The sequence below is a fragment of the Pelomonas sp. Root1444 genome (genome assembly GCF_001426885.1).
GTDB lineage: Bacteria > Pseudomonadota > Gammaproteobacteria > Burkholderiales > Burkholderiaceae_C > Pelomonas.
Map to the genome: position 1 here is coordinate 494,331 of NZ_LMFP01000001.1, position 21,681 is coordinate 516,011.

General features: G+C 70.5%; 23 protein-coding genes. 14 read left to right on the top strand and 9 right to left on the bottom strand.

Translation table 11 applies throughout. The features are described 5' to 3' along the window. Position 1 precedes the first annotated feature (1 nt). From ASD35_RS02175 to ASD35_RS02210, 8 genes are all read left to right on the top strand, one after another. Positions 2 to 1,180, top strand: coding sequence for a beta-ketoacyl-ACP synthase (locus tag ASD35_RS02175; protein ID WP_056873409.1), 1,179 nt, complete (start codon positions 2 to 4; stop codon positions 1,178 to 1,180). Next, positions 1,170 to 1,634, top strand: a complete 465-nt coding sequence (locus tag ASD35_RS02180) for a 3-hydroxylacyl-ACP dehydratase (protein WP_235538204.1) — start codon at positions 1,170 to 1,172, stop codon at positions 1,632 to 1,634. The genes ASD35_RS02175 and ASD35_RS02180 overlap by 11 nt, the downstream gene beginning before the upstream one ends. Then, on the top strand, positions 1,631 to 2,365 hold the full coding sequence (locus ASD35_RS02185; protein ID WP_056873256.1) for a 3-ketoacyl-ACP reductase FabG2: 735 nt from the start codon (positions 1,631 to 1,633) through the stop codon (positions 2,363 to 2,365). The genes ASD35_RS02180 and ASD35_RS02185 overlap by 4 nt, the downstream gene beginning before the upstream one ends. After that, positions 2,362 to 3,597 (top strand): beta-ketoacyl-ACP synthase, encoded by a 1,236-nt coding sequence (locus tag ASD35_RS02190; RefSeq protein ID WP_056873257.1) that lies wholly within the window; start codon positions 2,362 to 2,364, stop codon positions 3,595 to 3,597. The genes ASD35_RS02185 and ASD35_RS02190 overlap by 4 nt, the downstream gene beginning before the upstream one ends. A gap of 38 nt (positions 3,598 to 3,635) precedes the next feature. Then, positions 3,636 to 4,055 (top strand): hypothetical protein, encoded by a 420-nt coding sequence (locus ASD35_RS02195; protein ID WP_056873258.1) that lies wholly within the window; start codon positions 3,636 to 3,638, stop codon positions 4,053 to 4,055. A 96-nt stretch (positions 4,056 to 4,151) separates the two neighbouring features. Beyond that, on the top strand, positions 4,152 to 4,592 hold the full coding sequence (locus tag ASD35_RS02200; protein ID WP_056873259.1) for a hypothetical protein: 441 nt from the start codon (positions 4,152 to 4,154) through the stop codon (positions 4,590 to 4,592). Positions 4,593 to 4,609: 17 nt separating this feature from the next. Then, entirely contained in the window at positions 4,610 to 5,272 is a 663-nt protein-coding gene (locus ASD35_RS02205) for a 4'-phosphopantetheinyl transferase superfamily protein (protein WP_056873260.1), read from the top strand. Positions 5,273 to 5,306: 34 nt separating this feature from the next. Further along, on the top strand, positions 5,307 to 6,215 hold the full coding sequence (locus ASD35_RS02210) for a polysaccharide deacetylase family protein (protein WP_056873261.1): 909 nt from the start codon (positions 5,307 to 5,309) through the stop codon (positions 6,213 to 6,215). 4 nt (positions 6,216 to 6,219) lie between these two features. On the opposite strand, the gene ASD35_RS02215 is transcribed toward ASD35_RS02210, so the two are convergent. Continuing rightward, complete coding sequence (locus ASD35_RS02215; protein ID WP_235538205.1) at positions 6,220 to 6,936, bottom strand: class I SAM-dependent methyltransferase; 717 nt, start codon at positions 6,934 to 6,936, stop codon at positions 6,220 to 6,222. A gap of 316 nt (positions 6,937 to 7,252) precedes the next feature. Here ASD35_RS02215 and ASD35_RS02220 point away from each other — a divergent pair, with 316 nt between their 5' ends. From ASD35_RS02220 to ASD35_RS02235, 4 genes are read left to right on the top strand one after another with little or no spacing between them, the layout of a single operon-like run. Further along, on the top strand, positions 7,253 to 7,936 hold the full coding sequence (locus tag ASD35_RS02220; RefSeq protein WP_056873263.1) for a CsgG/HfaB family protein: 684 nt from the start codon (positions 7,253 to 7,255) through the stop codon (positions 7,934 to 7,936). A 7-nt stretch (positions 7,937 to 7,943) separates the two neighbouring features. After that, positions 7,944 to 8,342 carry a DUF4810 domain-containing protein gene (locus ASD35_RS02225; RefSeq protein WP_056873410.1) on the top strand — a complete coding sequence of 133 codons (399 nt, stop codon included), beginning with the start codon at positions 7,944 to 7,946 and terminating at the stop codon, positions 8,340 to 8,342. Positions 8,343 to 8,353: 11 nt separating this feature from the next. After that, complete coding sequence (locus ASD35_RS02230) at positions 8,354 to 9,034, top strand: DUF799 domain-containing protein (RefSeq protein ID WP_056873264.1); 681 nt, start codon at positions 8,354 to 8,356, stop codon at positions 9,032 to 9,034. 2 nt (positions 9,035 to 9,036) lie between these two features. Next, positions 9,037 to 9,858, top strand: a complete 822-nt coding sequence (locus ASD35_RS02235) for a D-hexose-6-phosphate mutarotase (RefSeq protein ID WP_056873265.1) — start codon at positions 9,037 to 9,039, stop codon at positions 9,856 to 9,858. 3 nt (positions 9,859 to 9,861) lie between these two features. Here ASD35_RS02235 and ASD35_RS02240 read toward each other — a convergent pair whose 3' ends face one another. From ASD35_RS02240 to ASD35_RS02250, 3 genes are read right to left on the bottom strand one after another with little or no spacing between them, the layout of a single operon-like run. Then, positions 9,862 to 10,395: a TPM domain-containing protein gene (locus tag ASD35_RS02240; protein ID WP_056873266.1), complete on the bottom strand. Its 534-nt coding sequence runs from the start codon at positions 10,393 to 10,395 to the stop codon at positions 9,862 to 9,864. Further along, a complete protein-coding gene (locus tag ASD35_RS02245; protein WP_056873267.1) occupies positions 10,395 to 11,321 on the bottom strand; it encodes a YgcG family protein in 927 nt (308 codons plus the stop codon). Before ASD35_RS02245 ends, ASD35_RS02240 begins: the two co-directional genes overlap by 1 nt. Before the next feature lie 7 nt (positions 11,322 to 11,328). Continuing rightward, positions 11,329 to 11,952, bottom strand: coding sequence for a LemA family protein (locus tag ASD35_RS02250; protein ID WP_056873411.1), 624 nt, complete (start codon positions 11,950 to 11,952; stop codon positions 11,329 to 11,331). Between the two features lie 96 nt (positions 11,953 to 12,048). Between ASD35_RS02250 and hemE the strand changes: the two genes are divergently transcribed. Beyond that, entirely contained in the window at positions 12,049 to 13,128 is a 1,080-nt protein-coding gene (hemE, locus tag ASD35_RS02255; RefSeq protein ID WP_056873268.1) for a uroporphyrinogen decarboxylase, read from the top strand. Between the two features lie 318 nt (positions 13,129 to 13,446). Continuing rightward, positions 13,447 to 15,510 (top strand): primosomal protein N', encoded by a 2,064-nt coding sequence (locus ASD35_RS02260; RefSeq protein ID WP_056873269.1) that lies wholly within the window; start codon positions 13,447 to 13,449, stop codon positions 15,508 to 15,510. A gap of 12 nt (positions 15,511 to 15,522) precedes the next feature. Here ASD35_RS02260 and ASD35_RS02265 read toward each other — a convergent pair whose 3' ends face one another. From ASD35_RS02265 to ASD35_RS02285, 5 genes are all read right to left on the bottom strand, one after another. Beyond that, on the bottom strand, positions 15,523 to 15,888 hold the full coding sequence (locus tag ASD35_RS02265) for a hypothetical protein (protein ID WP_056873270.1): 366 nt from the start codon (positions 15,886 to 15,888) through the stop codon (positions 15,523 to 15,525). A 106-nt stretch (positions 15,889 to 15,994) separates the two neighbouring features. Further along, positions 15,995 to 18,061: an ATP-dependent helicase gene (locus ASD35_RS02270; protein ID WP_056873271.1), complete on the bottom strand. Its 2,067-nt coding sequence runs from the start codon at positions 18,059 to 18,061 to the stop codon at positions 15,995 to 15,997. Positions 18,062 to 18,115: 54 nt separating this feature from the next. Continuing rightward, positions 18,116 to 18,310, bottom strand: coding sequence for a hypothetical protein (locus ASD35_RS02275; protein WP_056873272.1), 195 nt, complete (start codon positions 18,308 to 18,310; stop codon positions 18,116 to 18,118). A 129-nt stretch (positions 18,311 to 18,439) separates the two neighbouring features. After that, positions 18,440 to 21,040: a hypothetical protein gene (locus ASD35_RS02280; RefSeq protein WP_056873273.1), complete on the bottom strand. Its 2,601-nt coding sequence runs from the start codon at positions 21,038 to 21,040 to the stop codon at positions 18,440 to 18,442. After that, the gene (locus ASD35_RS02285) at positions 21,040 to 21,666 is read right to left on the bottom strand and encodes a laminin B domain-containing protein (RefSeq protein WP_056873274.1); all 627 of its coding nucleotides are present in this window, start codon (positions 21,664 to 21,666) and stop codon (positions 21,040 to 21,042) included. The genes ASD35_RS02280 and ASD35_RS02285 overlap by 1 nt, the downstream gene beginning before the upstream one ends. Positions 21,667 to 21,681 lie beyond the last annotated feature (15 nt).

Below are 21,681 nucleotides of genomic sequence, written 5' to 3' on the forward strand. Positions count from 1 at the left end.
CATGAGTTTCTATCTGAACGCCCTGGGCGTCGTCTGCGCCGCCGGCCATGACGCCGACTCGCTGGCCCAGTCGCTGTGGGCCACCACGCCCGGCGGCGTGCAGCCCGAGCCCTGGCGCGGCCGCACGCTGCACCTGGGCCGCGTGCGCCAGCCGCTGCCGCTGCCCGACGCCACCGCCCAGCGCAGCCGCAACAACGCGCTGCTGCTGAGCGCGCTGCAACCCATCCGCGCCGCGGTGGACGCCGCGCGCGAGCGCTTCGGCCCGCTGCGCGTGGCCGTCGTGCTGGGCACCAGCACCTCCGGCGTCGGCGAGAGCGAGGCCGCCTGGGCCCACCACCGCGAACACGGCGAACTGCCGGCCTGGCACGACGTGCGCCAGCAGGAGATCGGCTCCGGCGCGTCGCTGCTGGCGGCCGAGCTGGGCGTGCTCGGGCCGGCCTACGTCATCTCCACGGCCTGCTCGTCCAGCAGCAAGGCGCTGGCGAGCGCGGCGCGGCTGCTGCAGGCCGGCCTGGCGGACGCCGTCGTCTGCGGCGGCGCGGACAGCCTGTGCGACTTCACGGTCGCGGGTTTCGCCTCGCTGGAGGCCGTCAGCGACGCACGCTGCAACCCGCTGAGCGCCAACCGCTGCGGCATCAACATCGGCGAGGCCGGCGCGCTGTTCTTGATGACGCGCGAAAGAAATGTGGGCGCAGGCCCGGCCGTGCGCCTCGCCGGCTGGGGCGAGACCAGCGACGCCCACCACATCTCGGCACCCGAGCCCAGCGGCCGCGGCGCCGAGGCCGCGATGCGCGCGGCGCTCGCCATGGCCGGCCTCACGCCGGCCGACATCGGCTACCTCAACCTGCACGGCACCGCCACGCCGCACAACGACGCGATGGAGAGCGAGGCCGTCGCCCGCGTCTTCGGCCTCGACACCCCCTGCAGTTCCACCAAGCCGCTGACCGGCCACACGCTGGGCGCTGCCGGCGCGCTGGAGGCAGCCATCGCCTGGCTGACACTGCTGGGCGACGGCGGCCTGCCGGGGCATCACTTCGACGGCGAGCGCGACGCCGCGCTGCCGGCCATACGCCTCGTCACGCCGGGTGAGCGGCTGGCGGCGGCCCCGCGCGCCGTGCTGTCCAACTCTTTCGCGTTCGGCGGCAGCAATGCCGCATTGGTGCTCATCCGTGAAGACTGACCTTGCCATCGCCGACCTGGTGCCGCACAGCGGCGCCATGAGCTGGCTCGACCGCGTCATCGAGGCCGATGCCGAATCGCTGCTGGCCGAAGCCACTCTCCGCGCCGACCACCTGCTGCTGCGCGACGGCCAGCTCGGCGCCGCTGCCGGCGTCGAATACATGGCCCAGGCCGCCGCAGCCTGGGCCGGCTGGCAACGCCATGCGCAAGCTGGCGCGGGCGGCGCAGCGCGCATCGGCTTCCTGCTCGGCACGCGGCGCTACCAGTGCAGCCGGCCGGCCTTCCAGGTCGGCGACGTGCTGCGCGTGAGCGTGCGGCGCGTCTTCCAGGCCGACAACGGCCTCGGCCAGTTCGAATGCGCCATCTGCATCGACGGTGCGGAGATTGCGCGCGCCAGCCTCAACGTCTTCGGGCCTGACGACCCGGAGGCCTTCCTGAACGGACAGACCCCATGAGCAGTAACTCCACCGTCCTGGTGACCGGCTCCAGCCGCGGCATCGGCCGCGCCATCGCGCTGCGGCTGGCCCGCGACGGCCACGACCTCGTCCTGCACTGCCGCAGCCGCATCGACGAGGCCGAGGCCGCCGCCGCCGAGATCCGTGCGCTCGGCCGCCAAGCGCGCGTCCTGCAGTTCGACGTGGCCGACCGCGCCGCCTGCGAGGCCGCGCTGCTGGCCGACGTCGAGGCCCATGGCTGCTACTACGGCATCGTCTGCAACGCCGGCATCACGCGCGACGGCGCCTTCCCGGCGCTGACCGGCGAAGACTGGGACGCCGTCATCCACACCAACCTCGACGCCTTCTACAACGTGCTGCAGCCGCTCACCATGCCGCTGGTGCGCCGCCGCAAGCCCGGCCGCATCGTCACGCTGGCGTCGGTGTCGGGCCTGATGGGCAACCGCGGGCAGGTCAACTACAGTGCCGCGAAGGCCGGCATCATCGGCGCGACCAAGGCGCTGGCGGTTGAGCTTGCCAGCCGCAAGATCACGGTCAACTGCGTCGCACCGGGCCTGATCGAGACGGACATGATCGACGCGCAGGTGCTGCAGCATGCGATGCAGCTGATCCCGGCGCAGCGCGTCGGGCAGCCCGAGGAGGTGGCCGCGCTGGTGGCCTTCTTGATGAGCGAGGACGCGGGCTACATCACGCGTCAAGTCATTTCAGTGAACGGGGGGATGGTCGGGTGAGCAGCAAGAGAGTCGTCATCACCGGCATCGGTGCGCTGTCGCCGCTGGGGCATGACGCCGAGACCGTCATGGACAGCCTGCGTGCCGAGACCAACAAGGTCCAGCGCATGGCCGAATGGGCCGGCTACGAGGGCCTGAACACGCAGGTCGGCGTGCCCTGCGCGCCCTTCGAGCTGCCGGCCGACCGCTACAACCGCAAGACCATGCGCAGCATGGGCCGCGTGGCGCAGCTGGCCACGCGCTCGGCCGAGCTGGCGCTGCAGCAGGCCGGCCTCATCGGCGACCCGCTGGTGACCAGCGGCCGCATGGGCGTCAGCTTCGGCAGCTCCAGCGGCACGCCCAGCGCCATCGGCGACTTCGGCCGCATGATGACCGTCAAGAGCATCGAGGGCATCAACGCCAACACCTACGTGAAGATGATGTCGCACACGGCGACCGTCAACATCGCGGTGTTCTTCGGCATCACCGGCCGCATCATCACGACCAGCAGCGCCTGCACCTCCGGCAGCCAGGGCCTGGGCTATGCGTACGAGGCCATCAAGGGCGGCCGCCAGGTCGCCATGCTGGCGGGCGGGGCCGAGGAGCTGGACGCGACGCAGGCGGCCGTGTTCGACACGCTGTTCGCCACCAGCACCAAGTACAACGACCAGCCGCGCCTGACGCCGCGTCCGTTCGACGCCGATCGCGACGGCCTGGTGCTCGGCGAAGGCGCCTGCACCTTCGTGCTGGAGGAGTACGAGCATGCGAAGGCCCGCGGCGCGACGCTGCTCGGCGAGATCGTCGGTTACGGCACCAACTGCGATGGCACGCACGTCACGCAGCCGCAGTCCGCGACGATGGCGCAGGCCATGCGCCTGGCACTGCAAGACGCCGTGCTCGATGGCGCGGCCATCCCCTACGTCAACGCCCACGGCACCAGCACCGACCAGGGCGACGTGGCGGAGAGCCAGGGCACGCACAGCGTGTTCGGGTCGGGCGTGGCCATCTCGTCGCTGAAGAGCTACATGGGCCACACGTTGGGCGCTTGCGGCGCACTGGAGGCCTGGATGACGCTGGAGATGATGAAGGCCGGCTGGTTCGCGCCCACGCTCAACCTGCAGCGCGTGGACCCGCGCTGCGGTGAGCTCGACTACATCTTGGCCGGTGGCCGCAAGCTGCAGACCGAGTTCGCGATGACCAACAATTTCGCGTTCGGCGGGATCAACACGTCGTTGATCCTGCGTCGGCTGTGAGCCGGTTTTCTTCGACCTAACCTACAGGGAGCCCAAAGATGATTTCCACGCCTCGCCTCAAGCAACTGCTGGTGGCTGCCAGCCTCGGCCTGGCCCTCGGCACCGCCGCTGCCCGCGATGAACCGATGTGGGTCCCTGACCGCGTCAGCGTGCAGCAGCACGCCAGCATCACGCAGGACAGCTTGCGCACGGCCATCATCCGCGCCGGTGCACGCCGCAACTGGCAGCTGCTGGACGAAGCGCCGGGCGAACTGCGCCTGAAGCAGAGCCGCCAGGGCAAACACGAGGCCACCGTCAAGGTCGCCTACGACGTCACCGGCTACCAGCTCAGCTATGCCAACAGCTACAACCTGAATGCCGACGTCGAGCGCCAGCGCATCCACCCGACCTACAACCTGTGGCTGCGCAACCTGAGCGGCGACATCGCCAGCGAAGTCACGCTGCTGACGCTGAAGTGAGTGCATGGGCGCAGCCCCACATTTGCCGGACTGCGCCTACCCGACGCGCGGCGGGGATGGGGCATCATCGGCCGACCTCACTCAAGGAGCTTGCCGATGAAGTCCCGTCTCGTGGCCCTGGCCGTCGTTGCTGCCGTGTCCAGTGCACCCGCATTCGCGCGTGACACCGTGCTGCACATTCCACTGTCCGACGTGCTGGACATGCCCGAGGCCAAGGAAAAGCTGGACCCGAGCTTCAAGTTCCTGCTGGCCGGCCAGGCCGCGCCCAAGGTCATCAAGCGCTTTGCCACCGACGTGAGCAACCCCAAGACCAACGGCTTCGGCAAGAGCGACGAGTTCGGCTGCAAGTGGGCGGCGCTTTCCGCGCTGATCAACCTGCAGGACGGCGCCAAGCGCCATGGCGCCAATGCGGTCATCGACATCGTCAGCTACTACAAGAAGAACGAATACAAGAGCGCGACGGACTTCGAATGCCATGCCGGCGCACTCCTCATCGGTGTGGCGCTGCGCGGCACTTACGCCCAAGTGGCCGAGTAAGCACGCTGCCTGATGCGGTGAGCCTGCTCTGCCTGCTGGTCCCCGAGCCCGAGCTGCAGGCCGGCATGGCGCCGCCTGGCCAGTGGCTGACGCCCACCGAAGCCGCGCGCCTGCAGTCGCTCGGCACCGAAGCGCGGCGCCGCACCTTCCTCGCCGGCCGCTGGCTGGCGCGCCAGGCAGTGCAGCAGTGGCTGGGCACCGACGGCCTGCCTGCGCTGACCGTCGCGGGCAGCGGCGCCTGCCATGTGGCCGGTGCGGGCGGCGTGTTCGTCTCCATCAGCCACAGCGCGGGCCATGTCGCCTGCGCGGTGGCGGCCGTGCCGGTCGGCGTCGATGTCGAGCATCTGGCGCGGCCGCGCGACCACCTTGCGCTCGCGGGCGCCGTGCACAGCGCGGCCCAGCGAGAGCAGCTCGCCGCGCTCGCGCCTGCGGCGCGCGCCGAGCCCTTCCTGCGCGCCTGGACGATCAAGGAAGCCTGGCTCAAGGCCCGCGAGCAAGGCCTGGACTTCGCGCTGATGCGCTCGCTCGACTTCGACGACGACCCGCAGGGCGACGTCGCCGTGGCGACGCTGGGCGGCCTGGTGCTGGCGGTCGCCGGCGACCCGCAGCTGCCGCCGCGCATCGAAGGCCCCACGAATGCAGCCTGGCGGCGTTGCCGCACGCGCCGGACACCCACCTAAACTGCCGGCCCCACGAAACGGGCATGGAGACGAGATGGCGCACTGGCGCTTGTGGATGGCGGCGGTTGGTTTGACGGTGGTTGCCGCAGCGAAGGTGGCCGCCGAGCCCGCGCCGATGGCCGCGCATGTGGCGCTGCCGTCCTCACCCGTGCCCATCCGCCTGTTGCTGACCTTCGACGACGGCCCGAGCGCCCGCGAGGGCGACAACCCCACGGTGCAGATCCTCGACAGCCTGGCACGCAATGCGATCCAGCCGGGCATCAAGGCCATCTTTTTCGTGCAGACCGGTGCGGTGAATGGCGGCGCAACGCCGCGCGGGCGTGCGCTGATGCGACGCATGCAGGACGAAGGCCATGTGCTGGGCTTCCACACCGCCACGCCCGGGCACACCAGCCACACGCGCCTGGGCGACGGCGTGCTGGAGGCGAGCCTGAGCGAGGGCCTGGCCACGCATGTGGAGCTGTCCGGCCGCCAGCCGGCGCTGGTGCGCCCGCCACACTGGGCCTATGACGCGCGCACCTTCGCCGCCTACCAGCGCCACGGGTTGAACGTCGTGATGACCGACCTGTCGGCCAACGACGGCAAGATCCCCTGGCCCAACGCCAGCCTGCGCCGCCGTTCGCACTTCGAGCACCAGATGCGCGAGCTGCGCCGGCGTGTGGCGGATCTCCCACTGGTGGACGGCGTGCGGCCGGTGGTGGTGACCTTTCACGACGCCAACCCGTTCACGGGCGACCACATCGACGAGTACCTGCAGATCCTGCTCGACGGCGCCGCCAAGGCGGGCCTCACGCTGGCCGAGCGGCCGTTCTACGACGCCGCGCCGGCGATCGAGGCGGCCGCGCAGGCGCGGGCGCTGACGGACCCGAGCGTGCAGGTGCGCATTCCCGGGTTCTGGACCTCGCTGCTGGCCTGGCTGCTGCCCGAGCCGCCGCTGGAGTGAGGCGTCAGCCGGGCTTGCGCGCGACGAGGTTGATCAGCGTTTCTTCGCGGTTCTTCGGCAGGCCCAAGCCCAGCCACTCGCGAGCGCCCAGGTCGGAACGGCTCCACCACAGGTAGGGCGTGCTGATGCGGTCCGCGTCCACCTGCAGGCCTGCGTCGCGCACCAGCGCGATGAATTCCTCGGCCGTGCGCTGCACGTGCATGGGGTGGCGGAACAGCAGCCGGATGATCCAGCTGTGGATGTAGGCGCGCGTGCTTTCGGCCAGCAGCAGCAGGCCACCGGGCTTGAGCACGCGGGCCACCTCGGCCAGCGCGGCGGCCTGGTCGACGATGTGATGCAGCGTCTGGTGGCACAGCACCATGTCCACCGACGCGTCCGGCAGCGGGATGCGCTCGGCATGCGCGGCGTGCAGCGTGACCGGCACCGGGCAGGCCTTGGCCATGTCGGCGCAGCGGGCTTCGAAGTCGGGCTCGGGGTCCAGCGCATGGATCTGAGCCGGCGCGAAGCGTGCGGCCAGTTCAGGCAGGGAGTGGCCCTGGCCGGTGCCGATGTCCAGCACCACGCCGCCGCGCGGCGCGTCCGGTGCCATGCGCTGCAGGTCGCTCAGCGCGCGCCCCAGCACGTGCACGCGCCAGGTGGCGGTGGACAGGAACCACAGGCCGAAGCGGGTTTCCGGCACGAAAGCCGGCTTGCGGGCGGGGTGGGCGTTGGCGGAGGTCACGGCGGGCATCAACGCTTGCCGGCGCCGTTGAGGACCGCCCCACATCCGCCGAGCGGTCCCATGGCAGGCCATGTCTTCATCGTTGAGCTCCCTGTGTATGGATGGATTGGTGGTGGCGGCGCGATTCTAGAAAGCTGTGCCCGGCACGTGCCCGGTGCTTCCCATGAATCTCCGCATCGCATGTGCAGCGGCCCGCACGCAACCTTCGCGGCATGCGGTAATCCTCAGCACGCGGCGGGCGCAGACCATGACGCGCCATTGCCGCCGCGTTGAAGTCGTAGACTGCCGCCGCCTTTCATCCCGGGGAGATCCAAGAATGACACCCAGCCTCGTCGCCGGCCGCCTGGCCATCGTTGCAGCCACCCTCGCACTGGCCGCCTGCGCTGCCACCGAACAATCCCGCACGCTGGAAGTGCCCAAGGTGGCCGCGGCCACCGCGCCGGCCTATCAGGGCGTGCGTGCGCCCATCGCCGTCGGCAAGTTCGACAACCGCAGCAACTACCAGCGCGGCATCTTCTCGGACGGCATCGACCGCCTGGGCGCGCAGAGCAAGACCATCCTGGTGTCGCACCTGCAGCAGACCCACCGCTTCAGCGTGCTGGACCGGGACAACCTCGAGGAAGCCAGGCAGGAGGCCAGGTTCAAGGGCGGCGCGCAGGCCATCAAGGGCGCGGACTACCTGGTGACCGGCGCCGTCAGCGAATTCGGCCGCAAGGAGGTTGGCGACAAGCAGCTGTTCGGCGTGCTGGGCCGCGGCAAGACGCAGGTGGCCTATGCCAAGGTGACGCTCAACATCGTCGACCCCGCCACGTCCGAGGTGGTCTATTCGGTGCAGGGCGCGGGTGAGTACAGCCTGTCCGAGCGCGAGGTGCTGGGCTTCGGCAGCACCGCCAGCTATGACGCCACGTTGAACGGCAAGGTGCTCGACCTGGCCATCCGCGAGGCCGTCAACGCGCTGACCTCGGGCATCGACAGCGGCGCCTGGAAGCCGGTGCGCTGAGGTGGCGATGAAACGACTTGCACTCGTCGCCACGGTGGCGCTCGCCGGTTGCGCGCAATCCGGCCCCAAGCCGCTGTACCAGTGGGACGGCTACCAGCCGGCCGTCTACCAGTACCTGAAGAGCAACGGCAGCGAGCCGGGCGCCCAGATCCCGGTGCTCGAGGCCCAGATCGAGAAGAACCGGGCCACCGGTGTTGCCAATCCGCCGGGCATGCATGCCCACCTCGCGCTGCTGCATTCCAAGATGGGTGACGACGTGGCCGCCAGGCGGCACCTGGAAGCCGAGCGCGCGCAGTTCCCGGAATCAGCGGCCTATGTGGACTTCCTGCTGAAGACGACGACGAAAGACGCGGGCAAGAGCGCGGACAGCGCCCCCGCAGCCGCGGCCAGCCAGCCCAGGACTTGAGGGAGAGAAGAATGATTGCTGCATGCCCATCCGTGCGCCACGTGGCCGCGGTGACCGGCGCCGCCATGGCGCTGCTCGTGCTGCAGGGCTGCGCCACGCCGCCCAAGCCGTATGACTACACCGCCTACAAGGAGGCCAAGCCGGCCTCCATCCTCGTGCTGCCGCCCATCAACGGCACGCCCGAAGTGCAGGCCACGCCCAGCGTGATGGCACAGGTGACGCAGCCGCTGGCCGAGTCCGGCTACTACGTGCTGCCCGTGTCTCTCGTGGACGAGACGCTCAAGAGCAACGGGATGCACACGCCCGACGATGCGCAGCAGATCCCCGCCGCCAAGCTGCGCGAGATCTTCGGCGCCGACGCGGGGCTGTACGTGAAGGTCTCGCGCTACGGCTCGGTCTACAAAGTCCTCAACAGCGAGACTGCGGTGACGCTGGAGGCCAAGCTGGTGGACCTGCGCAACGGCCAGCTGTTGTGGGAGGGCAGCGCCAGCGCGTCCAGCGCCGAGCAGAACAGCAACACCCAGGGCGGGCTGATCGGCCTGCTCGTGAAGGCCGTGGTGGACCAGATCATCTCCGCCTCCACCGACCGCAGCCACCCCATGGCAGGATTGGCGAGCCAGCGCCTGCTGGCGGCCGGTCGGCCTAACGGGCTGCTGTTCGGCCCGCGATCGCCCAACTACGGCAAACCCTGACCATGCACATCGAGCTCACCGCCCCCGACGGCGCCACCGCCACCCTGTCCTTGCACGGCGGCCATGTCCTGTCCTGGCGCCCCGCCGGCGCTGGCGAGCAGCTCTACCTGTCGCCGCGCAGCGAATACGTCCCTGGCAAGGCCATCCGTGGCGGCGTGCCGGTGTGCTTCCCGCAGTTCGCCGAGCGCGGGCCGCTGCCCAAGCACGGTTTCGCGCGCACGTTGCCGTGGGAATTGGTGAGCCAGGAGCAGGGCAAAGACGACGCGCTGGCCGTCATGCGCCTGCGCGACAACGACGAGACGCGCCGGCTCTGGCCGCATGCGTTCGAGCTGGAACTGAGCGTGCGCGTCGGCGGCCGCAGCCTGGACGTCGAGCTGGCATGCGACAACCTCGGTGACGCGCCGCTGCAGTTCACGGCCGCGCTGCACACCTACCTGCGCGTGGCGGACCTGGACGCCGTCAGCGTCGAAGGCCTGGCCGGCCTTCGCTACTTCGACAGCATCAAGCATGCCGAGGCGCTGCAGCGCATGGACCTGCTGCTGACCGGCGAGAAGGGCGTGCTCGACCTCGACCGCATCTACTTCGGCGTGAAGGAGCGGCCGCTGCTGGTGACCGAGGACCGCCGCCAGGTGGCCGTGCGGCAGCAGGGTTTCGAGGACGCCGTGGTCTGGAACCCCGGCCCCGAGCGCTGCGCCAAGCTGGCGGACATGCCGCCCGAGGGCTGGTCGGAGATGCTGTGCGTGGAGGCGGCCTGCATCGGCCGGCCCGTCGAACTGCAGGCCGGCGAGAGTTGGGTCGGGCGGCAGAGCCTGGCGCTGCTGTAGCGGCTACAGGCCGCGGCGCCCGCCGAGCAGCGGCGCGTCCGGCAGTTCGTTGGGGCGCGGCCCGGCGCTGGCCGCGTCGCGCGGGAAGTGCTGCACCAGCAGCGCGTCGACGGCGTCGATGGCGTCGTTCAAGCCCTGCTCGAAGCGGCCCGCGCGGAAGGCCTCGCCCATTGCGTCGACCACCTGCTGCCAGTGATTGGGCTCGACACACCGCGCCAGCGCGCGGTCGGCCACGATCTCGATGCGGTGGTCGGCGAGCAGCAGGTAGATCAGCACGCCGTTGTTGAGTTCCGTATCCCAGACGCGCAGCTTGCCGAACATCGTGACCGCTCGCTCGCGCGCCGGCGCGTCGCGCCACAGGTAGCTCAGCGGCAGGCTGGCTTCGACGCAGACGCGGATCTCGCCGCTGTGGCGCTGCTCGCTGGCCGCCACGCGCTGCTGCAGCCGCGCCAGCGCGTCGGCCGGCAGCACGCGGCGGGCATCGTCCTCGTCCCAGAGGCGGTGGCGGAACAGGCGTTTCAACGAGAGCCGTGCCATCACCAGTCCCCCGAGGCGCCGCCGCCGCCGAAGTCGCCCCCGCCGCCGGACGAGAAGCCGCCGCCGCCGCCCCCGCCCCCGCCGAATCCGCCGCCACCACCGCCGCCGAAGCCCCCACCGCCCCAGATGATGGGCGGTATCAGCATGCCGCCGCGACGGCCCGTGGCGCGCGACGTGCGCCGCGCCGCGCCGATGCCCAGCAGGCCCACCAGCACCAGGGCGGCGACCGCGGCGACGCCGGCCATGAGCAGGCCGCCGCCGAAGGCCCAGCCGGCCGCACCGGCGGCCCCGGCTGTCGCCAGGCTGCCCAGCTTGCGGCCGAGCATGCCGGTCAGCAGCATGCCGACGACCGGCACGCCGATGAAGAACAGCAAGCCCAGGTCCTGGAAGCCGAAGCCCTCGTTGGCACTGCCGCCGCCTCGCGGCGCCTGGGTGGGCGCGGGCAGGCCCTCGCCGGCGATGCGCGCCTGCAACCGCTCGATGGCCGCCTTCAGGCCCCCGGCGTAGTCCCCGGCCTGGAAGGCGGGCTTCATGGCCGTGTCGATGATCTGCCGCGCCGCCAGGTCGGGCACCGCGCCTTCGAGTGCCTTGGCCACTTCGATGCGCATCTTGCGGTCGCTCTTGGCGACGACGATCAGCAGCCCGTCGCCGACGGCACGGCGGCCGATCTTCCATTGGTCGGCCACGCGCTGCGCATAGGCGGCGATGTCCTCGGGCGCCGTGGTGGCGACGATCAACACCGCGATCTGCGGGCCGGAGGCGGCCTCGTACGCGGCCAGCTGGTCCTCCAGCGCCTGGCGTTGCGCCGCGTCCAGCGTGGCCGTCTGGTCCATCACCCGGGCGGTCAGCGCCGGCACCGGCTGCACGTCCTGCGCACGCGCGAACGTGGCCGCCAGCAGCAGCACCAAGGCAGTCAGCCAGCGCATCGCGCGGTCACTTGGACGCGGCCGGCGCGGTGGGCGCTGGGGGCTTGGCCGTGCCGAAGTCCACCGTCGGCGCGGTCGTGATGGCCGCCTCGTTCTGCACGGTGAAGTTGGGCTTGGCCTTGTAGCCGAAGATCATCGCGGTCAGGTTGTTCGGGAAGCTGCGCGTGTGCACGTTGTAGGCCGCCACCGTCTGGATGTAGCGGTTGCGCGCCACGGTGATGCGGTTCTCGGTGCCTTCGAGCTGCACCCGCAGATCCTGGAACCCCTGGTTGGCCTTCAGGTTGGGGTAGTTCTCGGTGACGACCAGCAGGCGCGACAGCGCGCTGCTCAGTTCGCCCTGCGCGGCCTGGAATTTCTTCAAGGCTTCGGCATCGTTGACCAGTTCGGGCGTGGCCTGCACGCTGGTGGCGCGGGCACGCGCCTCGATGACGCGGGTCAGCGTCTCCTGCTCGAAGTTGGCCTCCCCCTTCACCGTGTTGACGATGTTGGGAATCAGGTCGGCGCGGCGCTGGTACTGGCTCAGCACCTCGCTCCAGCTGGCATTGACCTGCTCATCAAGCGTCTGGAACTGGTTGTAGCCGCAGCCGGACAGGCAGGCGGCAAGGGCCAGGGCGGCAAGGATTCTGATCATGGGCATGTCTCACTGCGGCAAGGTGAACAGGCCGTGGGCAAACGGCATTCCCGCACCTGGCTCCGACGGTCGGACAGCAGCACGGATAATTTGCCGATGTTTGCCCCACTCCAGAACGACAGCTTCCTGCGCGCCTGCCTGCGCCAACCCACCGAGCACACGCCCATCTGGCTGATGCGACAGGCCGGCCGCTACCTGCCCGAGTACCGCGCGACGCGCGAGAAGGCCGGCAGCTTCATGGGCCTGGCGACAAACACCGACTACGCCACCGAGGTGACGCTGCAGCCGCTGGAGCGCTTCCCGCTGGACGCAGCCATCCTGTTCAGCGACATCCTGACCGTGCCCGACGCGATGGGCCTGGGCCTGAGCTTCCAGCAGGGCGAAGGGCCCAAGTTCGCGAAAGTGGTGCGCGATGAGGCGGCCGTCGCAGCCCTCGAAGTGCCCGACATGGACAAGCTGCGCTACGTATTTGACGCGGTCACATCCATCCGCAAGGCGCTCAACGGCCGTGTGCCGTTGATCGGCTTCTCGGGCAGCCCCTGGACGCTGGCCTGCTACATGGTGGAAGGCGGCGGCTCGGACGACTACCGGCTCGTCAAGAGCCTGATGTATTCGCGCCCCGACCTGATGCACCGCATCCTTGACGTGAACGCCCGCGCGGTGGCGGCCTACCTGAACGCGCAGATCGAAGCCGGTGCCCAGGCCGTCATGCTGTTCGACTCCTGGGGCGGCGTGCTGGCGGACGGCGCCTTCCAGCAATTCAGCCTGGCGTACTCGCGCGCGGTGCTGAGCCAGGTCAAGACCGAGCACGAGGGCCAGCGCATCCCGCGCATCCTGTTCACCAAGGGCGGCGGCCTGTGGCTGGAAGAGATTGCCGATGCCGGTGCCGACGCCGTGGGGCTGGACTGGACGATGAACCTGGGCGCCGCCCGCGCCCGCGTCGGCGACCGTGTCGCGCTGCAAGGCAACCTCGACCCCAACGTGCTCTTCGCGCCGCCCGAAGCCGTGCGCGCCCAGGCCCGCGCCGTGCTCGACAGCTTCGGCGCGCCGACGCCGGGCAGCGGCCACATCTTCAACCTGGGCCACGGCATCAGCCAGTTCACGCCGCCCGAGAGCGTGACGGCCCTTGTGGACGAAGTACACAGCCACTCACGAAAGCTGCGCGCGGCGATTTGACACGGCGTGACATCTGCACTTTGGCGGCGACTTATCCCCAAAAATTGGGATGCGAGCGACCGCGTCGAAGAATGGTGCGGTGCAAGCTAGAGTTTTCCCGAATTCGTGCTAAGTGATTGATTTTCAAAGCATGCAGCAAAAGCGTGCGGCGGGCGAATTCAGGGCGGTGCGCCCGCAGGCGGCTTGCTATCGCGGCGCGACGGGCGATTTGCTCACAAACTTATCCACAGAAATTGTGGGCAACCCAAGAAGCCTTGCGAATCATGCACTTGGCCTCGACTCCTGAGCTTTTGCTTCACAAGACGCCCGGAGCGGCGCGTGCCTGAAAACGCCGCCCCGGCGGTCGTGCGGGTGGCCGTCGACGCGCCCCAGCACAGCGGCCTGACGGGCCCGCTTGACTATGCGAGTGAGCAGGCGCTCGCCTCCGGCACGTTGGTGCGGGTGCCACTGGGCCGCCGCGAGTTGCTGGGCGTCGTCTGGCCGGGCGACGCCGGCCCGGCACCGGAGATGGCATTGCGGCCGGTGGCGGCCGTTTTCGGCGCTATCCCGCCGCTGGGCGCCGACTGGTGCCGTCTGCTGGATTTCGCAGCCGGCTACTACCAGCGCAGCGTCGGGGAACTGGCCAGCGCGGTGCTGCCGCCGCAGTTGCGTGAGCTGTCGCCGGAACAGTTGGCCGCGCGGCTGCGCAAGCTGCAGAAGAAGCCGGCCAAGGCGGCGGTGCCTGAGCCGGCCAGGCCGGCGCTGGCGCCGGAGCAGGCGGTGGCCGTCGAGCGCATCGCCGCGCAGCTCGCCAGCGGCGCGCCCAAGCCGCTGCTGCTGTTCGGCGTGACCGGCAGTGGCAAGACCGAGGTCTACCTGCGCGCCGCCGAAGCCGCGCTGGCGGCGGGGCGGCAGGTGCTGGTGCTGGTGCCCGAGATCAACCTGACGCCGCAGCTGGAGGCGCGCTTCACCGAGCGCTTTGCCGCCCTGCTGCCCGAGCCGCTGGCCATCGTCTCGCTGCACAGCGCGCTGACGCCGGCGCAGCGGCTGCAGAACTGGCTGGCCGCCCACCTGGGGACGGCCCGCCTCGTGCTGGGTACGCGGCTGGCGGTGTTCGCCTCGATGCCCGAGCTCGGGTTGATCGTCGTCGACGAGGAGCACGACCCCTCCTACAAGCAGCAGGACGGCGCCCGCTATTCGGCGCGCGACCTGGCCGTGTGGCGCGCGCACGACCTCAAGGTGCCGGTCGTGCTGGGCTCCGCAACGCCCTCGCTGGAGAGCTGGCAGCACGCCGAAAGCGGCCGTTATGAGCGCGTGACGCTGGCTGCCCGCATCGGTGGCGGCGCGCTGCCGCGCGTGCGGCTGTTCGACATGAAGGCGCTGCCGCCCACGGCGGGCGTCACAACCGCGCTGACCGCGCCGCTGCTGGCTGCCTTGAAGGAGCGGCTGGACCGCGGCGAGCAGAGCCTGGTGTTCCTGAACCGCCGCGGCTATGCACCGGTGCTGCATTGCGGCGAATGCCAGTGGAAGAGCGACTGCCCGCACTGCAGCGCCTGGCGCGTCTTCCACAAGCGCGACCGCACGCTGCGCTGCCACCACTGCGGCTTCACCGAGCGTGTGCCCAGCGCCTGCCCGAACTGCGGCAACCACGACATCGCGCCCATCGGCCGCGGCACGGAGAAGCTGGAGGAGCAGCTGACCGAGGCGCTGCCCGGCGCGCGCGTGCTGCGCATCGATGCCGACTCCACACGCCGCAAGGGCGAACTGGAGGCGCAGCTCAAGGCCGTGCATGACGGCGAGGTCGACATCCTGGTCGGCACGCAGATGATCACCAAGGGCCACGACTTCCGGCGCATCCGCTTCGTCGCCGCGGTGAACCCGGACGGCGCGCTGTTCAGCAGCGACTTCCGCGCGCCGGAGCGCCTGTTCGCGCTGCTGATGCAGGCCGGCGGCCGTGCGGGCCGGGACGCTTCAGGCGAAACCGCGGCCGAGATGTGGGTGCAGACCTGGCACCGCGACCACGGCCTCTACCAGGCCCTGGCGCGGCACGACTACGTGCGCTTCGCCGGGGACCAGCTGGCTGAGCGCCGCTCGGCCAGCCTGCCGCCGTTTTCACACCTGGCGCTGCTGCGGGCCGAGGCACGCACGGCGGAGGCGGCCAAGGCCTTCCTGGACGCCGCGGCCGGGCTGATGCAGGACGAGGAGGTGCTGGTCTACCCGCCGGTGCCGCATGTGGTTGCGCGTGTGGCGGACGTGGAACGCATGCAGATGCTGGTGGAGGCCGCGCAGCGCGCGCGGCTGCAGGCCTTCCTGCGGGACTGGGTGCCGGCGCTGCTCGCGCTCAAGCGCGAACACAAGGCCGTGCTGCGCTGGGCCGTGGACGTCGACCCGCTGGCGATCTGACCGCCGCCCGGCTCAGCGGCGCGGCAGGGTGCTGGCCAGCGCGGCGGCGCGGCGCTGTTGCTCCTGGCGGCGCAGCGCGCGGGACACCGGGCGGGACAGCAGCAGGGCGAGCAAGCCCAGGCCGATGACCAGCGTGGTGGGGTCGAGGTCGGCGACGAGGCGGTCGAACTGGCCGTCGACCTCGGCTTGTTGCTGGGCTGGCGTCCAGCGGCTGCCGTTGAAGGCGGCCAGGCTGGTCGAGCCGAGACGGCTGGCGTCGGCCATCACGGTGGCGGTCGTCGTGTCGGTCAGCGCCTGTGGCTGCGCGTCACGCGAGGCGCCTGCGAAGGCGGTGGAACTCAGGGCAGCGAGGGCAGCAGCAAGGACAAAGGCTTTCATGCGGGCTCACCGGGAAAAGAAGGGCTGGAACGCATTGTTCGCAGCCTAGCGTGGCTGCGGTGTGAAGACTTCACGCGCTTGAGGGGACCCCCCGCGAATGGGCGAGTCAGTCGCTACCGTTGCTTGACTCTTGCCGCGCGGCTGCCTTGGCGGCCAGCTCCGCACGCATGCGCTTGAGCTTCTCACGCGGGTCCTCGCGGGTGCTGGCCTCGTGGAGCTTCATCTCGGCCAGGAAGCGGCTGGGAATGCCGACGACCGTGTCGCGCCCCTTCTTGCGCCGGCGCAGCGTCGAGACCGCCAGCGTCGTGCGGGCGCGGGTGATGCCCACGTACATCAGCCGGCGCTCCTCCTGCAGCGCTTCGGGCGTCAGCTCCGCCTCTTCGCGCTTGAAGGGCAGCAGGCCTTCGTTGACGCCGGCCAGCACGACATGGGGCCATTCCAGGCCCTTGGACGCGTGCAGCGTCGTCAGCGTCACCTGGTCCTGCTCCTCGCCGCGTTCGGCCAGCGACAGGATGACGGAGATGGTCTGCGCCACGTCCAGCACGCTCTGCTTGGGCTCGGTGAAACTGACGCCGCCTTCCTCGCTGTGCTGGCCACCGCAGCGCTTGGCGACCCAGTCGACGAAGTCCAGCACATTGCCCCAGCGCGCCTGGGCGACCTTCTCGTTCTCCTCGTTGTCGAGCAGGTGCGCCTCGTAGCCAATCTCTTTCAGCCACTCGGTCAGCATCGCGTGGGCGGCGGTGTGGCCCTCGGTGTGCCGGGCCTTGTACTGCAGCTCGTTCACATAACGACCGAACTCATGCAACTGGGCCAGCGCGCGTGCGGTGATGGCAGTAGCCAGGCTCTCGGAGAACAGCGCCTCGAACATGCTGCACTTCCACTGCGCCGAGAAGGTGCCCAGGGCGCCCAGCGTGGTGTGGCCGATGCCGCGCTTGGGGGTCGTGACGGCGCGCAGGAAGGCCGGGTCGTCGTCCTGGTTCACCAGCAGGCGCAGCCAAGCGCACAAGTCCTTGATCTCGGCCTTGTCGAAGAAGCTCTGGCCGCCCGAGACCTTGTAGGGGATCTGCGCGCGGCGCAGCACCTGCTCGAACACGCGCGCCTGGTGGTTGGCGCGGTAGAGGATGGCGAAGTCGCGGAACTGCGGGCCCTTGCCGTCGGCGCGCAGTTGCTGGATGCGTGCGACGGCGCGTTCGGCCTCGTGCTCTTCGCCGTCGGCCTCCAGCAGCGCGATGGGCTCGCCGTCGCCGTACTCGCTCCACAGTTTCTTCTCGAACAGCTTGGGGTTGCCCGCAATGACGTTGTTGGCCGCGCGCAGGATGGAGCCGGTGGAGCGGTAGTTCTGCTCCAGCGGGATGACCTTGAGCGTCGGGTAATCGGTGGGCAGGCGCTTGAGGTTCTCGATGGTGGCGCCGCGCCAGCCGTAGATGGACTGGTCGTCGTCGCCCACGGCCGTGAACATGCCGCGCTCGCCCACCAGCGCCTTCAGGAGCTCGTACTGCACCGCGTTGGTGTCCTGGTACTCGTCCACGAGCACGTAGCGCAGCTTGTCCTGCCACTTGGCGCGCGCCTCGGCGTCGGTGGTCAGCAGCTTCAGCGGCAGCGTGATGAGGTCGTCGAAGTCGACGGCCTGGTAGGCCGACAGGCGCTCCTGGTAACGCCCCATGACGGCGGCGGCCGCGCGCTCATCCTCATCCTTGGCGATCTGGGCCGCCTCGACCGGGCCGAGGCCCTGGTTTTTCCACAGCGAGATGGTCCATTGCCAGCGCCGCGCCTGGTTGACGTCGGTCGTGCCGCCGGCGTCCTTCAGCACGTTGAGCACGTCGTCGCTGTCGAGGATGGAAAACTGCTCCTTCAACCCCAGCCGTGTGCCTTCCTCGCGCAGCAGGCGCACGCCCAGGCTGTGGAAGGTCGAGATCGCCAGGTCCTTGGCCGCCTTGTTGCCCACCAGCGCCTTGGCCCGCTCGCGCATCTCCTGCGCGGCCTTGTTCGTGAACGTGATGGCGGCGATCTGGCTGGCCCGGTAGCCCGACACCAGCAACTGCGCGATCTTGGTCGTGATGACCCGCGTCTTGCCCGAGCCGGCGCCGGCGATGACGAGGCAGGGGCCGCTCAGGTGGTAGACGGCTTCGAGCTGCGCCGGATTCAGGCCGGCGGCGGGGGGGGCTGCGGACATGGGGCGCGGATCATAGGCGGCAGGGCCGGCCGGGCTGCCGCGCGAACCGTGGCGTCAGGGCCGTTTGGGCGCCTTCATGTCGCCGCGGCAGATCGCCCGCACCAGCGAATAAGTGCACATCACGCCCACGGCACCACCCATCGCCAGCGGCAGGGCCGATTCCGTTGCGCTCGTCACACCGGCACCGATCACGATGCTGGCGATGCCGAGGAAGTAATTGATCAGGACGCGCTTGCGAGTTTTGGACACGACAGTCGGGGTGAGCCTCGGGTCGCATCAGTATGGTGGGCGGGCCAGGCTTGCGGTTGCCGTGGCCGCGCCGGCTTGCGCTGGCGGCGTGCAAAACGTCTCGCCAGCGCCCAGCCAGCGCAGCGGGCCTCAGGCGACCCGGGCCACGCCCTCGCCCGGCAGCGCCCTCAGCCCCAACCCCAGCAGCAGCAGCACGAAGAAGATGAAGCCGATGCGCGGCGCATCCAGCAGGCTGTCGAAGGCGCCCACGGTGCCCAGGCCGATCAGCGCCGCGACGATGGCCGGCGCCAGCGGATGGTCGCGGCCGCGGCCGAAGGACAGGCGCACCAGGCACAGCAAATAGGCCGAGCCCAGCAACGTCAAACCCACCAGGCCCTGTTCGAACAGCACGTGCAGTGCCGCGTTCTTGATGTGCCAGGGCAGGTGGTGGCGGTCGCTGGAGAAGAACCAGCGTGCCATCTCGCGGTTGAAGTCGCCGTTGACGAGCAACTGCTGGCCCTGGCTGTCCTGCAGGGCGATGCGGCTGATGTCGACGCGCGCGCCGCGCGTGTCCAGCGCCATCGAGAAGGTCACGAAGCGCGGCGCCCACCAGTCGCCGCCCAGGGCCGCGACGGGCCCCAGTTGCAGCCGGTGGGTCTGCCATTGGCCGGGGCTGCCCTCGGGGGCGCCTTCCGCGCGCAGCGGCTTGAGCAGCGGCTCGGCGCTGAAGCAGTGGTCCGGGTAGATCAGGTTCTTCTCGCAGATCTGCAGCACGAGGTGGGCGTCGGTGGCCGTGCGGCTGGTCAGCGTGATCGTGACCGGCCCGGGCGCCGGTGTCGGGATGCGCTGGCTGACGCGGAACTGCTCCCCGCGACCGAGGACATGCTTGCCGCCGGTCAGCGCCAGGAAGGCCTCGGCCTCGTCGGTGCGCAGGCGGTAGTCGCCGATCTGGTATTCGATGGGGCCTTCATAGAGGTTGCTGCTGACGAAGCGGCCCGAGCCCTTGCCCAGCAGCCATTGCCGGCCGCCGTGCAGCAGGCGCAGGCCCTCGCGCCAGTGGGTCAGACGGGTCTGGCCGTCCTCCTTCCAGCTGGCGACGCGGTCGCGCAGGTAGCCGCCGCCGCCCAGTGCCGCAACGATGGCCATGACCAGCAGCAGCCCGGCCACCAGCAAGGCGCGCTTGCGCCAGCCCGCCTTGCCGGTGCTGCCCGCGCCCTGCAAGGGCCACAGCCGCGGTTCGACCAGCATCGCCGCCCAGACGCCGGCCAGCGCAAGGCCGGCGGCCACCGAGGTCCAGCGGCCGGTGGTGCCGCCCCAGTAGTCGGCCACGATGACCATGGTGGCCAGCAACCAGAACCAGCTCGTCGTCACCAGCAGCACGTAGATGGGGCGCGACTGGCCAGGCGCGTCCTTCCAGCGCAGCGCCGCGCAGCACAGCAGCGCGACGACGTTGAGCACATAGGCCGCCTTGGGCACGGCCATGGACAGCGCCCAGCTCGCCCCGCCCAGCAGCAGCGCCAGCACGCCGCCCATCAGCAAGGCCGTCAGCCGCTGCGCGAACCCGGGCAGCCACAGGCTGGGCGGCATGGCCAGCAGCGCGACCATGACGAAGAACAGCGCCAGCAGGCCGCGGTAGCCGCCGCCGCCGAACACCAGCGCCGCGGCCAGCGCGAAGGCGCCGGCCATCGCCAGCGCGCCCAGCTTGGCCAGGCGCGGCAGCGGCTCGTCGACCGGGCCCAGCGTGCTGTCGATGTGGCTGCTTTCCGGCCCGGATGCGGCCGCGCGGCGGCGCTGGGCATCGGCCAGCATCACCATCGGGATGAGCGCCAGCGGCAGCGCGAGGTAGACGCCGCGGGAGAAGGTGGTGAGCACCGCATAGGCCGCCAGCAGCGCGATGCCCAACCCGATGGCGAAGCGCCACGGCGAGCGCGTGCGCAGCAGCGCCAGCAGCGCGAACGGCAGCGTCAGCACCAGGAAGCCGTCCAGCGCCGCGCCGCCGACATGCATCTCCCAGAACAGGGCGGTGGTGCGGTAGTCGGTGGAGAAGTCCAGCAGCCCGGTGTAGGCCAGGCGCTCCCACAGCGCCGCGGCGCTGCCGCCGGCCAGCGCCAGCACCAGGCCCAGCAGCAGCCCGCGCGAGAAGCCGCGCGGCCGCGCCGCGGCGGCGGCCGTCCACAGCGGCAGCAGCGCCAGCGCGAGGAACAGGGACTTGGCATTGCGCACCGAGTTCATGGCCTCGTGATAGCCATGGAACCAGCCGAAGACGAAGCCGCCCGCATCGGCAAAGCCGCGCTTGACGCTCCACAGCGTCGACAGCGCCAGCGCCAGGATCAGCATGACGACCGCCGGCGAATAGACGATGCCGTGGCGCCAGGCCGGCGCGCGGTCGCGGGCGTTGAGCTGCAGCGCATAGGCGAGATAACCCCCGCAGCCCGCCGCGGTGACGAGGAGGTCCATCTCCTCGAAGGTGATCCAGCCGCTCCACGGCGCCAGCCCCACCAGCGGCAGCGGCGCGAGCACCAGGACGGGCGTCTTGACCCAGAACAGCGCTGCCAGCAGCACGACGGCGCCCCAGGCGGCCAGCGCCAGCGGGGCGGACAGCGGATGGTGCCAGGCCAGTTCGGCGCCGACGAGGCCCAGGCCCAGGCCGGCCGCGAGGGCCAGCCACTGGGCCTTGGTGGCCGGCAGCTTCAGCTGCAGCTCGCCCAGGCCCATCAAGCCCGCAGCGGGCGTCGCGCCGACGGCCGCCATCAGCGCTTGCGCCGCAGGCCGGCCAGCAGGCCCAGCCCGCCGAGCAGCAAGGCCGCGCTGGCGGGTTCGGGCACGGCGGTGACCTGGATGTTGTCGATGCCGACGACCTCGGTCACACCGGCGTGGAACTCGCCCTTGATCGTCAGGCTGGTCACGTTGGCCAGCACCGCCGACAGCGGCGCGCCGGCCCAGCCGGCGCTGGGCGACAACATTACGCTGTAGCGGTGCCACTGGCCGTCGGCCGGCGGGTTGTTGGCGGCCACGATGTCGAGCATGACCGTACCGGCGGCGCCGGTGATCGTCACCTCGCCGAAGGGTGCCCAGTCGGGCGATTCGTTGTTGACGTTGAGCGCATCGAAGGACAGCGTGCCGCCGGCGAAGCCCGACCAGTTGCCCAGCCAGGCCGACGGCGCGTTGAGGAGGAAGTCCGCGTCCGTGGCATCGACCACGCGCAGCCAGCCGCCGCCATTGCCGCCGCTGGCGACCCAGGTCTGGGTGCCGCCGGCGGACGAGGTCCAGCCTTCGTCACCGGCATCGAAACCGGCGGCGGAGGCAGCCAGGGGCAGGGCGGCAAGGGTGGCGATCAGGGTCGCGTTCAGAGTCGCGCTCAGGGGGCAACGGGCCATGGCTAGCTCCGGGAG